Below are 13,520 nucleotides of genomic sequence, written 5' to 3'. Positions count from 1 at the left end.
TTGAGCATTCTGCTTTCAGCTTGTTTTTATACCGCAGGATCAGTTGGTTTCGGATTTTCGTAATTATCGGAAATGGTGTCAAAAGGTGATCTTTCATTTTTAAATACCGCTGCTGAGATCAGACTTACTATAGCGCCGAAAATGGCGTATATAAATACCACACTTACGGTTGCTATAACCGCAAAATATTTACTCACCATACTTAAGGCATTGTCTATTTGGTCCTGCGACAGGTTTCCTTTTGCTTCCATTTGTGCGCGCGAAGCAGTTAGAGCCTTATTAACCATTTCCGGACTTAATATTGCATAATACACATAAGTGAATACTGCCACGAAAACTCCTGTAAAAATCGCATATAAAAACCCGGATAAGAAACCTTCTCCATAGGTAATATATCCGCCAAGCTGGTCTTTGTATTCTTTTTGTGTTAACAGCAAGAAAGCGATGAAGGGCAAAAAGCTGAGGTATTTAAGAGATGAGTTGGGATCAAGGTCCAGAAACTGAAATGCGTAAGTTATAACTATTGAGGTTACCAGGTTAATTAACGCCCACTTCAGGGCTGGTTGCGACGGGCTCGCTTTTTTTATTTCCATGATATAGGTTATTTAGTGTTTGGTTAAAATTAACTAATTATCCTATATCATGTATATGTTTATTTTTTTACCCAGGCAAACGTATTTCAAATATTTATCGCCGATATTTTGTTGTTAAATATAGTAACCCGCGTTAACCCCATTTAGATGCGTTTTTCCTGGTTTTAACTCCTCAAATTTGCTATAACAAAACAGGCCTTTCAAATTTGAAAGGCCTGTTTTGTTATACGATTAATCTTTTATTCAGGAAATGGATCCCGCCGGCTCCCGTTTAAAGAAGGCTGCGAAAATTATCGATAAAACAAACAAAAATATAATGCTTATACCTAATGACTGGATTTGCTGACCTATGGTAATGTTTTTTCCGGTTTGAAAGCTTTTCTCCATCTCCTGAATCTTAGCGTCAGCTTCCTTCTTTTCTTCCGGTTTGGCAGTGCTTTCTTTCAGTTTAGTCAAAGCTGTAACCATAGCTGTCTTAGTCTTCTGAGCCATTTGCGGTTCTATAGCGTTTGCAAATATCTGATCACGTAGTATAAATATGGTCAGGTTTGAAATGAAAAACATAATGAAAATTCCGGTGGCGGCCTGCCTCATTGTCCAATACCCGCCGACTTTGCTCCTCAGATTTATGCAAAACAAAGCAGCAATAGCTATCGGAAATATGTACGTGAAAAGTATTGCACCAACTGTTATTGCGACAGCCGATGCTACACTTACCATAAAATAAAAATAAATAATACTTACCACAGCCAATACTGCACCTAAAATCAATCCTTTGATAAGTCCTTGTATTTTTATGGTTCTTTCTAATTGTGCGCTCATCAAAAAGGCTATTGAAAATTAACTAAAATTTCTAAAACTGCCATATCAAATTCTTTGTTGATGGCGTTGTCGGCAATTTCTTTTTTCTCCTCATCTGACGGATCGATGTTTTGGAAAAAGCACATCAAAGGATAAAACAATTCTTTAAGCTCCGAATCTTCAGGAAGTGTAGCCGCTACTTTGCTGATCTCTGATACAGGGCTTTCAATCAGGATCTGATTTGCAATAACAGGTTCATAAATGCGATACTCATCCTGGAATTCATCTTCATCAACTAATAAAAACTCTTTCAGGTAATCTTCCAGTTCCGGCTCAATATCTTCATCTTCACACTCATTCAGATATAGTAAAAGGTTAAGGAGTTCGGTACCGCGGTCGAGCGTTTCTTCTTCAATGCTCTCCCATTCCGGAGTATCGAGGTAGTCTTCTTCCAGTTTTTTAACATCGGCGCTGAAGAAATTAATCATCAACAGGTCGAAAAATATTTCACGAAGCTCTTCAACCTCTGAATTTTCATCAAAAACCGCATCCAATTCATCAACTTTAGATAAAAAATCTTCGTCGGATGCAAATACTTCGGCAAACTCATCAGTTAGCTGGGTTGCATCAAAGCTGTTGTATTTGGAGAAGGCCTCAAGCGCTGCTATAAAGGCGGTTTCTATTTTTGGATCGATCATAGGTATGTTATTTAAAGATTTGTTTATTGTTGTAAGTTAACAATACTTTACCTTTTAAACGTTGCCCGATATAAGGCGAGTTTGCAGATTTAGATTTGTTGTTAGCCGCAGTGTATTCCCACTCGGCATCGGTGTCAAAAACCACGAGGTTTGCCTTTTCATCTTCAGCGATAACCGGCAGTTCAACACCAAGTATTTCGCGGGGATTAACAGCAAGTTTTTCAACTATAAGTTCAACCGGTAAACCCGCTTTTAAAGCCAGGGCGAAGGCTGTTTGTAAACCGATAATACCATACTCGGCAACTTCAAATTCCACATCTTTAAATTCAATTTCGTGTGGGGTATGCTGCGATACAATGGCGTCGATAGTGCCGTCTTTTAAACCTTTTATCAACGCAGCAACATCATCGGCAGTACGCAGGGGTGGTTTCACTTTATATAAACTATCAAAGCCTAAAAGGGCTTCATCGGTTAATATTAAATGATGCGCAGCAACGTCGCAAGTAACTTCAATGCCTTTACGCTTGGCCTCGCGGATCAGCTCGACCGAACGGGCTGTTGATATTGTAGTAAAATGGATGCGCGATACGGTGTATTCCGCAAGATAAAGATCGCGGGCAACCATCAGTTCTTCGGCCAGTGATGGGATGCCTTTCATACCCAGCAGCGTGCTGATCTCGCCTTCGTTAACTTTTGCTTTACCTGCTATTGCTATATCTTCCGGATAAGAGAAAACCAGTGCATCAAAGCCCTGTGCGTACAGTAAAGCTCTTTCCATTAAACCGGCATCCTGTACCGGGCGACTGCCATCGGTAAAAGCCTTTGCGCCGCTTTGGTACATATCGTACATTTCTGCAAGATCTTTCCCTTCACGCTTCTGGGATATGGTACCCAGAGGATAAACATCAACCAGGTTACCTTTTGAGCGGTTTAGCAGGTATTCAACTTCCGACTTGGAATGCACCGGCGGCTGGGTATTGGGCATTAGTGCTATGCCGGTAAAACCTCCTGCCGCCGCGGCCATTGTACCTGAGCGAAGGTCTTCCTTGGTTTCAAGGCCCAACTCGCCTACGTTACAGTTAAGATCGAAAAAGCCGGGCGAAACATATTTGCCTTCGGCATCAAACAGTTCGGTATCGGCATCAATATCGTCGGCTATGCGGGTAATAACACCATTTTCAATTAAAATATCGGCAACTTGTTGATGAAAGGATGATCCGGGATCAAGAATAGTGGCTGATTTGATAAGCAAATTCATTAGCACTGCTTTATGTGTGGATTTGTATGGACCTATCCCGCCTGAATAACACCTTGTTGATCAGGCTTATAAAATCTAATTAACAATATTTCTGCAAGCAGGAAGATCAGCGCCAAAATTATACAAAGTTTCCATAATTGTGTGCCAAAATTTGATTCGGCAACAACACTTTTTAATGAGCCGTTTCCCGCTATTAATAAGGGCTTTGCATTTGGTATCAATTTTTCCAGGTCGGCTGCCGAAAAATAACTCATGTCAGATTCGGCACGATCGTCGTTAAATGCAAGCGTTGCCAGCGTGCTGTCCTGTTTTCGGAGCGAATAAATTCCGGGTTCTTTCAATTGATCAGAAACATATAACAACGTACTTCCCTCCCGCTGCCTTACATCCGGGATAATGCTTTGATTGCCTTTGGTGAGTTTGAGCAATTGCTTTTCAGTGGTTTGTACAGGTGGTACCTCAAAATTTTCGTCGGTGCCAAGGGTGTAAAATAAGGGTTGGTCATGCCCGCTTAATAATGCCATCCTAAAAAGTATCGGAACAAACAACGCATGCCTGGGCAGATTACTAAAATCTTCGTTAAGTGGAACAGCACACACATAAACATTTCCTCTTCCGCCGCTGTAACCCTCCCAAAAAGCTTCGCCGGTAGCGAGGTTCATCAGGCTTTCCTGCTTAGAACCGCTTTTACTCAGCTGATAATATTTTTTTACGGATGGCAAATCAGGATTTTGAGGAAAGCTCTCAAATACATTTTTAAATACTGCGCTCTGTTTGTTGATGGAGGCTACTTTTACGTCCTGGGTTATTAGCTTTTCAGGATATCCGGTATTTAAGGCTAATAAAAATGACTTATAATTAGCCAGATCAGCATCGGCCGACGGAAATACAACCAGCGTCCCTCCTTTTGTCACGTACGTTCTCAACTGCTGTGCCAGTCCGGTAGCTATGGTTTTAATGTCGCTGATAATTACTATAGGGTAGCTATTAAGTACAGCGTAATCAACGTTACCATCGGTTATACGCGATGCAGCAAAGAAAGCGTCAGATGCAAAAACAGCTTTCAGATATGGATTTGGAGCGCCTCCATCTATCAGCAGAACCGGCATTTGCTCCTTTACATTAAAACTAAAATAAAACTGGTTGTCAAATGTGACCGGATTGTCCTGCAACTGAATTTCACCGCGCTGCCATCCAGGTTTTAAGCCCGAAAATGATAAGGTATCATTTTGAACATAGCGGGCATTGATACTGAAGCTACCGAGCGCCTTTTGCTCACCATTAATTAATATTTTGAGGGGAATCTTTTCTGCTTTTTCTGTAGCGTAATTATGTAGGCGTACAACCAGTTTTTCACTTTCACCCGGGCGATGTACCGCACCAAGGAGCCAAATCGAATCAACAGCAACATTGGGAAGGTTTCCGGCTTTAAGCTGAACAAGGTTAACGGTAATATTACTATCGGCTTTCACTGGTTTATCATTTCTGTTTTTTTGAAAATCAGAAATAATAAACACCGACTTGGCAGCTCCCGGTTGATTTTGCAATAGGTTTTCCTGTCTGCTGATAACCTGTTGTAAGCTCCTGCTTTGTGAACTTACTTTAACCGCATCAACTGCATCATTAAATTCATCACGGCTCAATAGTCTTTGATGTTTACCTTCAAAATCTTGCGTAAGTAATTGAAACCGATCATTAATATTATAAGCCGAAGTAATTTCCTTAGCACGGCGTTTAGCTTCATCAAGTAACGACCCCTCGCGGTTAAGGGTTTCCATGGAGTAAGAATTATCCACAAAAACACTCATCACCTGTTGTTTACCAGCATTAGCATTTTGCGCGCCGGGGATATAAGGTCGGGCAAATGCCAGTATCAGAAATAACAAAGCGAGTAAACGCGCCGCCAATATCAATCGCTCCTTCAAATTGCGACGCGAGGCCTGCCGTTCCTGCACCTCTTTCAGAAACTGTACATTACTGAAATATACCTTTTTGTATTTACGAAAATTGAACAGGTGGATCACAACCGGGATGGCCAGACTTAACAACGCGAATAAAAAAGCAGGATATAAAAAATACATATTTTATATAGATGGTTGTGCTATTTACAAATGTGGTAATTAAATTGAATTTCTGTTATCTTGCAGTACCGGAACATGAAAAAAATCCCCCTGTTATTAATTTTATCGCGAGTTTTATTTGGTATCATAATTATTGCATTAAGCTTAATACAATGCCTGTATTTCCGAAACATCATTATAATATTAATGATACTCGGCTTACTATCAGATATTTTTGATGGAATCATTGCCCGACGGCTGAACGTTTCAAGCCCCATGCTCAGACGGCTTGATTCAGGTGTCGATCAATTTTTTTGGTTGAGTATTGTGGCAGGATGTTATATCACCTGTCCACAGTTTTTTAAAGACAATCTGCTAAAGATAAGCTTGCTGGTTGCCATGGAAGCAGGATGTTATGCCATAAGCTATATCCGGTTTGGTAAAGAGGTGGCCACACACGCCATATCTTCAAAATTTTGGACACTTGTACTGCTCGCAACTATGATTCAGGTTACAGTAAGTTGCTCTTCTGTAATTCTATTTAATATTTGTTTTTATCTGGGAATAGCTACCCGCATGGAAATAATAGGCATGCTACTTATTATAAAAGAGTGGACAAACGACATCCCAACTATTTACCATGCTTTTTTGATAAGGAGTGGCAAAGAGATAACGCGCCATAAACTTTTCAATGGCTAATTGCAAGGAAACAATATGGCCTTGTCTCTTTAACTATCCTAATATCGGTCTCCCCTTTCAAATCATGTATAAATAAATATATTTGGTGCATACATCAATCTACTTAAAAAATGGAATACAGAAGATTAGGCGAAAGTAAACTAAGCGTATCGGCAATAACTTTTGGAGCATGGGCAGCAGGAGGCTGGATGTGGGGAGGCAATGATGACAAGGAAGCTATTGATGCCATGCGCGCGGCTTACGATCTTGGAATAACATCAATTGATACAGCCCCGGTTTATGGACAAGGTAAAAGCGAAGAGCTGGTGGGCCGGGCTATTAAAGACTTGCCCCGGGATAAGGTACAGATCCTGACTAAATATGGCTTGCGCTGGGACCTTGCAAAAGGTGAGTTCTTTTTCAAAAGTAAAGACAACAGCGGAAAGGATATTGATGTATATCGATATGCCGGTAAAGACAGCATTATAGCCGAGTGTGAAAGTAGTCTCAAACGTCTTGGTACGGATTATATCGACTTGTACCAAATTCATTGGTCGGACAAAACTACTCCTATTGACGAAACTATGGAGGCCATTTTACGCCTTCAGGAACAGGGGAAAATTCGCGAAGCAGGTGTTTGTAATTACAATTTAAGTCAAATGCAAATCGCTGCCAAAACCATTAAGCTGGCGGCAAACCAGGTTCCGTTTAGCATGGTAAACCGCGCTATTGAAGATGAGCTAATCCCTTATTGCATCGAGAATAGGAAAGCAATATTAGCTTATAGTCCCCTTGAGCGTGGTTTATTGACCGGTAAAATGAAACCCGGCCAAAATTTCGGCGAGGGCGATCATCGTGCAGGCGTTAAATATTTTAAAGATCAAAACATTGAGCGTACTAATGCCTTTCTTGCCAAAATAAAACCATTGGCCGACGAAAAAGGTGCAACTTTAGGGCAATTGGTTATCCGCTGGACAATCAATCATCCAGGCATAACCGTAGCGCTGGTTGGCGCCCGTAATGCCGAACAATCAGTTGAAAATGCAAAAGCAATAAATATTCATATCAATGGAGAAGAAATGGAATACATCAATAACCAGTTGAATGATTTGGTAATTGTTGGATAAATTATTCACTTTTGTGAAGAGTCATTGACTCTTCACAAAACCCAATAACCTTAATCATGATTATTGATACTTTATTATATAGTAATAATTTTACATCTAACACTGATCCTGCTGCGCGCGCTTTAATATTTGGCTGCATAGGAGCCATATTTAGCCTTATAGGTGCCGTAATGAATGATCGCCGTAAAAGGCTGGTTAAAAAAGGCGTACAAGTTGAGGGTACGGTTATAAGTATTGAACGCGAAAGGAGCAGTAAAAATTCGATGACCCTTAATTACCCCGTAGTTAGTTATCGGACGTTACAAAACGAACTGATAACAAAAAAATACAACATCGGCATCAGTAGCGGCTCTTCATATAAAGAAGGCGATTCCGTAAATGTTATATATGATCCTAAGGATACTTCTTCATTTATGCTCAATGACGCTGCATCAAAAATCATCCCCCGTGTCTTTATTTTAATTGGCTTAGTGCTAATCATTGGAGCTGTTGTTTTCTATATAATGAAATAGAATCTTTTCAAGGGAATCAAAAAAAAATTAAATCGGTGGTCAAGTTTCCTATATTCCAAGTATGAAAAAGTCGCTATTAATTTTCCCGTTATTGTTCGCGTTAAAATTATCTGCCCAAAACGCACAGCAAATTCATCAAAAAGCTATCTTAGTTGATACGCATAATGATGTTATTTCAAACGAACTGATAACCAAAGTTGATTTGGGGAAGCGCCAAAACGAGGGGAATTTTGATCTGGTTCGTGCTAAGAACGGCGGACTTGATGCACAGATCTTTTCTATCTGGTGCGGAGAAAGTTATGGCAAAGGAACCGCCTTTGCCTTTGCTAACCGGGAAATAGATTCGTTGTACGCGCTCATCAAGCGTAATCCTGATAAAATAGCTTTAGTGCGCAATACCAAAGAACTTAAAAAAGCTGTGCATGACAAAAAACTGGCAGCGTTGATTGGTGTTGAAGGCGGACACATGATCGAAGATAGGATGGATTACATTGATAGTCTGGCTAAACGGGGGATGCGATATCTTACCCTCACCTGGAATAACAGCACTTCATGGGCAACTTCGGCACGTGACGAGGTTACTAAAAAGGATAGTTTGAAACATTTAGGGCTTACCGATTATGGCAAACAAATAGTAAAGCACCTGAACGAGCTTGGCGTTATCGTTGACGTATCGCACGTGGGTGAGCATACTTTTTATGATGTGCTGGCAACTACCGCAAAGCCTGTTATCGCTTCACATAGCTGTGCTTATAGTATCGATCCATTTCGCCGCAACTTAAAGGATGACCAATTAAAGGCGCTTGCAAAAAATGGTGGTGTGGTATGCATTAATTTTTATAGTGGCTTTGTAGATAGTACCTATACACCCAAAGTACTTAAGTTTTTAGGAGAGCACAAAGCAGAGCTAGATTCGCTTACAAAAGTTTATAACGATGTAGATTTGGCCAATATCAGAATCAACTCAGTTTATAAAACGGAATCAGACAAGCTCAGACCTCCGCTTGAGCTGCTGATCAAGCATATCGATTATATTGTGAAACTGATAGGTGTTGATTATGTGGGTATCGGGTCGGATTTTGATGGTGCCGAATCATACCCTCTTGGTTTGGATAGCGTTGCTGATTATCCAAAAATAACCGTAGAATTATTGAAATTAGGTTACAGCCAAAAAGATATTGATAAAATATTGGGTGAAAATGTAATGCGGGTACTTGCCGCAAATACAGGCAAATGATGTCACTTTGTTGACGATATGCGCTTTGCCTTATGCGCTTAAAATCGTAAATTCGCAACTCATTTATAATAAAATGTCTCAAGAAACTGAACACGTAAAATGCCTGATCATAGGCTCAGGTCCTGCAGGTTATACTGCAGCTATATATGCTTCCCGCGCTGATCTTAAGCCAGTTATGTATACCGGTTTACTGGCAGGCGGCCAGCTTACACAAACTACCGAAGTTGAAAACTTCCCGGGCTATCCGCAGGGCATTATGGGTCCTGAACTGATGGAAGATTTTCGCAAACAGGCTGAGCGCCTGGGCACCGAAATCCGTTTCGGATATGTTAGTTCTGTAGATTTTTCAAGCCTGCCACATAAAGTTGTAGTTGATGATGTGAAAACCATTACAGCTGATGCCGTGATTATTTCAACCGGAGCTTCGGCCAAATGGCTTGGTTTAGAGTCTGAACAAAAATATAGCGGCTTTGGTGTTTCTGCATGTGCAGTATGCGATGGCTTCTTTTTTAAAGGCCAGGATGTGGCTATTGTTGGTGCCGGTGACACCGCTGCCGAAGAAGCTACTTATTTAGCTAAACTTGCCCGCAAGGTATATATGATCGTTCGCAGGGACGAGTTCCGCGCTTCAAAAGCGATGGTTCACCGCGTGCTGAACACACCAAACATTGAAATATTATATAATACCGAAACCAAAGAAATTTTAGGCGATGGCCAAAGTGTTACCGGTGTTAAAGTGATCAATAACGTAACCAACGCCGAAACTGATCTTGATGTTACAGGATTTTTCGTAGCAATTGGTCACCACCCTAATACCGATATTTTTAAAGGCTGGTTACATATGGATGAAACCGGTTATATCATCACCCGTCCCGGTTCAACTGAAACCAACGTTGAGGGTGTATTTTGCGCCGGCGATGCACAAGACCATATTTATCGCCAGGCTGTAACAGCAGCCGGTACCGGCTGTATGGCCGCTATCGATGCTGAGCGCTACCTGGCTGCCAAAGAGCATGTGGTGACAGCTTAATCAAGCGATTAGAGATTGGAGGTAAGAGATTAGATGGTTTCTTACGATCATAAAAAGCGACAGGTATCCCCTATCGCTTTTTTCATTTCTGAACCGGGGTTTGGGGAGATTTTTCGGTTTACACTGCACACCGTGGTCTAACCCGAATTAGCAAACAATAAGATTCTTTTGAATTTGCTTAGCATCCTGTTAATTCGTTTCATTCCATAAATTCGAGTTCAGACAAATACTTACTGAACTAAGATTTTTACACATTAAAACTTTTTAAATTTTTTAAAAAAGTTTTATCTTACGGGCTCACACTAACCTGTTAGATAAATTATGTATAAAAAGGCTTCTTTGGTACTGCTTGCTATGCTCGCAGTGTACACCACCACTGTAAACGCACAGGACACGGATCCAAACATGGGTATCATCCCCGCTCCTGTTTCATTGAAAAAAGCTCCCGGCCAATTTGTTTTGAGCCAGGAAACTACCATTCAGGCGGATACACCTTCAAACAAAGCAGTAGTGTTTTTTAAAGATTATCTTGCCAATAACCAGGCATACAACAAGCCAATTGTTGTAAAAGGCAGCAAAAGCAACAAAGTTATAACACTTACGGCTGCCGGTACTGATGGTTTACCTGCCGAAGGTTACCGTTTAACTATTACTCCGGAACAAGTGATTGTTGCAGGTAAAGGGGCCGGGCTTTTTTATGGAGTGCAAACACTGCTCCAGCTAATGCCCGTTGAGCATTCGGCTACCATAAAACTGCCTGCCGTGCAAATTGAAGATTACCCACGCTTTGGTTACAGGGGCGCGATGCTTGATGTTGGTCGCCACTTTTTTGGGGTGGAAATGGTTAAGAAATATATCGACCTGTTGGCTGCTTATAAACTGAATACCTTTCACTGGCACCTTACTGAAGATCAGGGCTGGCGCATTGAAATCAAAAAATATCCTAAGCTAACCCAAATCAGCAGCATGCGCGCTCAAACATTAATTGGGGGATATCATGACCGTACACCTCAACAATTTGATGGTACGCCTTATGGGGGCTTTTATACACAAGACCAGATCCGCGAGGTAGTAAAGTATGCCTCGGACAGGTTTATTACCATAGTACCTGAAATTGAAATGCCGGGGCACTCTAAAGCTGCGCTTGCTGCTTATCCCGAGTTAAGCTGTGACCCGTCAAAAACGTATCAACCTGCCGAAACATGGGGCGTATTTAACGATATTTACTGCCCTAATGAAAAAACCTTTGCCTTTTTGCAGGACGTTTTAACAGAAGTGATGGCGCTTTTCCCGAGTAAATACATCCACATTGGCGGTGACGAAGCCCCGAAAGATGCATGGAAAAGCTCTCCATTTTGCCAGCAGCTAATTAAAAAATTGAAACTGAAAGACGAGCACGCACTGCAAAGCTATTTTATACAACGCATTGAAAAGTTTTTAAACTCAAAAGGTCGCAGCATCATTGGCTGGGACGAGATTTTAGAAGGCGGCCTTGCTCCTAACGCTACTGTAATGAGCTGGCGCGGTGAAGAAGGTGGAATTGCAGCAGCGCAGCAAAAACACGATGTGATCATGACGCCAGGAAGCAACGGTTTATACATCGACCACGGCCAGGGCAAACCAAGCCAGGAACCTTTAAGCATCGGTGGCAACGAACCGCTTTCAAAAATCTACAGCTATAACCCCACTCCTGCTGTATTAACGCCTGATGAGCAAAAATACATTAAAGGTGTGCAGGCCAATTTGTGGACGGAATATGTGGCCACAGATGCCAAAGTGGAATTTATGCTGCTGCCGAGGTTGCTTGCGTTATCAGAAATTGCCTGGTCGCCATTTGCCAATAAAAATTATACTGATTTTGCTGATACACGATTACCTGGTCATTTGGCATGGCTGGATAAAAATGGATTTGACTATCACGTACCCACAGCTATAGGCGCAAAAGATACAGTAATGATAGGCAGCAAGTTAAATGCCGTATTAAAACCATCTGTTGAAGGTGCAAAAATTTATTATACTATTGATGGTTACACCCCACGCGAAACAGATTTGATTTATACCACCCCATTAAATTTGGATATACCCGCTGACCAATACCGCGAACTACAGACTATTGTGATCACTCCTTCGGGCAAACGGAGCAATGTAACCCGTACGTTGATTTATAATAAAGCGCCAATGGCAGCCGTTAGTTATACAGGTACAGCATCAGGACTTAAGTACCAGGTTTTTCCCGGTCTCTATAGCAGTACAAACCAGCTTGGCGTTATGCCTGCGGACAGCGGCGTAACCAAAACCTTTAATACGACCGATCTGCGAAAAAATAAAGGTAAATATGGTGTGATTTATACAGGATTTATTAATATTGAAACCGATGGCGTTTATGGCTTTGCAACGTCATCTGCAGGTGGTTCGGTTTTGTTAATTGATGACCAACCGGTAGTTGATAATGATGGAAAACACACCATGAATGAACAAATGGGAGCTGCGCCGTTATTAAAAGGCTACCATAAGGTAACGGTAAAATATTTTGACCAGGGAGTTGGCCCTGTATCATTAAAAGTGTTTATTACCGCACCTGGTAAAGCAAAAGCCGAGCTAACACCAGATACGTTATACAACTAAGTTGAACCCTAAAAAATATGACTAACAGGTTTTACCTTTTTGCACTTGCAATAAGTGCATTAATGGCTGGATGCGGCGGGCAGGAAACAAAAAAGCCTGCCGCTCCTACGGCACCTAAAAAGCCGGAATTGATGGCGCCTTTCAGGTATCACAAACTGATAGAGGTGTCTCCTGGCCAAAGCTATGACATTTTGAGCTGGGGGCGCGGCGCCGAAGAAGCCGGTTCGTTCATGATATTGCATTCAGATTCATCGGCCATAAAATACACTACTACAACCGGTGATTTGGATGGTGCTATTATCGATGTTTACAATTCAGATATGGATGTAGATGGTAATCCAGAGATCCTGATTCAGGCGAAATCAAAGGATACAACCAATTATACGTCAATTTACGCCTTTGAGTTTAACGACAATAACAGTAAGGCCAATAAGCTTGATTTTCCAAAGCTGACCAGCTCGCAGCGCAAAGGTTATCGTGGTAATGATAACTTCTATATCAAGGAAGGAAAGTTGATGCGGGAGTTCCCGATATTTAATGGCACCGGCAAAGATGCCAAGCCATCAGGAGCAAAACGCCAGTTGGAATATGGCTTACGCGGTAATGAATTTACAGTTAAACAGCTGAGCAAAGATTCGACCGATGTAAAGAAACAGGACAATCAGCCTGCTAAAGCCGATGAGAAAAAATCTTCGGATAAACAAAGCTCATCTTCTTCTTCAAAATCAACTAAGAAAAAGCATAAAAAGCACAGAGGGTAGTTTAGTTTGCGTTACAAACGCAAATTTTGGTTAAGCACTCGTTACAAATGAGCGCAAGACGAAACAAGTCAAACGTTAAAAGCGCCATGGTGAGCAAGTCATCATTGCGCTTTTTTACTGATCTTTAATCTCCAACCTCT

The 13,520-nt window shown here is 41.4% G+C and carries 12 protein-coding genes; 7 read left to right on the top strand and 5 right to left on the bottom strand.

Annotated features, from left to right (window positions below; translation table 11 throughout):
• Positions 1 to 26 precede the first annotated feature (26 nt).
• The 5 genes from J3L18_RS08635 to J3L18_RS08615 form a co-directional block, all read right to left on the bottom strand.
• A complete protein-coding gene (locus J3L18_RS08635) occupies positions 27 to 593 on the bottom strand; it encodes a DUF4199 domain-containing protein (RefSeq protein WP_112652298.1) in 567 nt (188 codons plus the stop codon).
• Between the two features lie 243 nt (positions 594 to 836).
• Positions 837 to 1,415: a DUF4199 domain-containing protein gene (locus tag J3L18_RS08630; protein WP_129570179.1), complete on the bottom strand. Its 579-nt coding sequence runs from the start codon at positions 1,413 to 1,415 to the stop codon at positions 837 to 839.
• Between the two features lie 8 nt (positions 1,416 to 1,423).
• The gene (locus J3L18_RS08625) at positions 1,424 to 2,092 is read right to left on the bottom strand and encodes a hypothetical protein (protein ID WP_129570178.1); all 669 of its coding nucleotides are present in this window, start codon (positions 2,090 to 2,092) and stop codon (positions 1,424 to 1,426) included.
• A 7-nt stretch (positions 2,093 to 2,099) separates the two neighbouring features.
• Positions 2,100 to 3,350 (bottom strand): dihydroorotase, encoded by a 1,251-nt coding sequence (locus J3L18_RS08620; protein ID WP_129570177.1) that lies wholly within the window; start codon positions 3,348 to 3,350, stop codon positions 2,100 to 2,102.
• 32 nt (positions 3,351 to 3,382) lie between these two features.
• Complete coding sequence (locus J3L18_RS08615) at positions 3,383 to 5,431, bottom strand: BatA domain-containing protein (RefSeq protein WP_129570176.1); 2,049 nt, start codon at positions 5,429 to 5,431, stop codon at positions 3,383 to 3,385.
• Between the two features lie 75 nt (positions 5,432 to 5,506).
• Between J3L18_RS08615 and J3L18_RS08610 the strand changes: the two genes are divergently transcribed.
• The 7 genes from J3L18_RS08610 (at position 5,507) to J3L18_RS08580 (ending at position 13,380) form a co-directional block, all read left to right on the top strand.
• Complete coding sequence (locus J3L18_RS08610) at positions 5,507 to 6,109, top strand: CDP-alcohol phosphatidyltransferase family protein (RefSeq protein WP_129570175.1); 603 nt, start codon at positions 5,507 to 5,509, stop codon at positions 6,107 to 6,109.
• A 110-nt stretch (positions 6,110 to 6,219) separates the two neighbouring features.
• Positions 6,220 to 7,215 (top strand): aldo/keto reductase, encoded by a 996-nt coding sequence (locus J3L18_RS08605; protein WP_129570174.1) that lies wholly within the window; start codon positions 6,220 to 6,222, stop codon positions 7,213 to 7,215.
• A 56-nt stretch (positions 7,216 to 7,271) separates the two neighbouring features.
• Positions 7,272 to 7,727 carry a DUF3592 domain-containing protein gene (locus J3L18_RS08600; RefSeq protein ID WP_129570173.1) on the top strand — a complete coding sequence of 152 codons (456 nt, stop codon included), beginning with the start codon at positions 7,272 to 7,274 and terminating at the stop codon, positions 7,725 to 7,727.
• A 61-nt stretch (positions 7,728 to 7,788) separates the two neighbouring features.
• Positions 7,789 to 8,964, top strand: a complete 1,176-nt coding sequence (locus J3L18_RS08595) for a dipeptidase (RefSeq protein ID WP_129570172.1) — start codon at positions 7,789 to 7,791, stop codon at positions 8,962 to 8,964.
• Between the two features lie 73 nt (positions 8,965 to 9,037).
• Positions 9,038 to 9,994, top strand: coding sequence for a thioredoxin-disulfide reductase (gene trxB, locus J3L18_RS08590; protein WP_129570171.1), 957 nt, complete (start codon positions 9,038 to 9,040; stop codon positions 9,992 to 9,994).
• A gap of 321 nt (positions 9,995 to 10,315) precedes the next feature.
• Entirely contained in the window at positions 10,316 to 12,619 is a 2,304-nt protein-coding gene (locus J3L18_RS08585) for a family 20 glycosylhydrolase (RefSeq protein ID WP_129570170.1), read from the top strand.
• A gap of 17 nt (positions 12,620 to 12,636) precedes the next feature.
• Positions 12,637 to 13,380 (top strand): hypothetical protein, encoded by a 744-nt coding sequence (locus J3L18_RS08580; protein WP_129570169.1) that lies wholly within the window; start codon positions 12,637 to 12,639, stop codon positions 13,378 to 13,380.
• Positions 13,381 to 13,520 lie beyond the last annotated feature (140 nt).

Source organism: Mucilaginibacter gossypii, from assembly GCF_017569325.2.
GTDB classification, from domain to species: Bacteria; Bacteroidota; Bacteroidia; order Sphingobacteriales; family Sphingobacteriaceae; genus Mucilaginibacter; species Mucilaginibacter gossypii.
This window is presented reverse-complemented; position numbering and strand designations above follow the sequence as displayed.

What these genes read in the sequence shown, in the direction of transcription:
- J3L18_RS08635 (WP_112652298.1), bottom strand. Translation starts at nt 593, where the DNA reads ATGGAAATAAAAAAAGCGAGCCCGTCGCAACCAGCCCTGAAGTGGGCG.
- J3L18_RS08630 (WP_129570179.1), bottom strand. Translation starts at nt 1,415, where the DNA reads ATGAGCGCACAATTAGAAAGAACCATAAAAATACAAGGACTTATCAAA.
- J3L18_RS08625 (WP_129570178.1), bottom strand. Translation starts at nt 2,092, where the DNA reads ATGATCGATCCAAAAATAGAAACCGCCTTTATAGCAGCGCTTGAGGCC.
- J3L18_RS08620 (WP_129570177.1), bottom strand. Translation starts at nt 3,350, where the DNA reads ATGAATTTGCTTATCAAATCAGCCACTATTCTTGATCCCGGATCATCC.
- J3L18_RS08615 (WP_129570176.1), bottom strand. Translation starts at nt 5,431, where the DNA reads ATGTATTTTTTATATCCTGCTTTTTTATTCGCGTTGTTAAGTCTGGCC.
- J3L18_RS08610 (WP_129570175.1), top strand. Translation starts at nt 5,507, where the DNA reads ATGAAAAAAATCCCCCTGTTATTAATTTTATCGCGAGTTTTATTTGGT.
- J3L18_RS08605 (WP_129570174.1), top strand. Translation starts at nt 6,220, where the DNA reads ATGGAATACAGAAGATTAGGCGAAAGTAAACTAAGCGTATCGGCAATA.
- J3L18_RS08600 (WP_129570173.1), top strand. Translation starts at nt 7,272, where the DNA reads ATGATTATTGATACTTTATTATATAGTAATAATTTTACATCTAACACT.
- J3L18_RS08595 (WP_129570172.1), top strand. Translation starts at nt 7,789, where the DNA reads ATGAAAAAGTCGCTATTAATTTTCCCGTTATTGTTCGCGTTAAAATTA.
- trxB (WP_129570171.1), top strand. Translation starts at nt 9,038, where the DNA reads ATGTCTCAAGAAACTGAACACGTAAAATGCCTGATCATAGGCTCAGGT.
- J3L18_RS08585 (WP_129570170.1), top strand. Translation starts at nt 10,316, where the DNA reads ATGTATAAAAAGGCTTCTTTGGTACTGCTTGCTATGCTCGCAGTGTAC.
- J3L18_RS08580 (WP_129570169.1), top strand. Translation starts at nt 12,637, where the DNA reads ATGACTAACAGGTTTTACCTTTTTGCACTTGCAATAAGTGCATTAATG.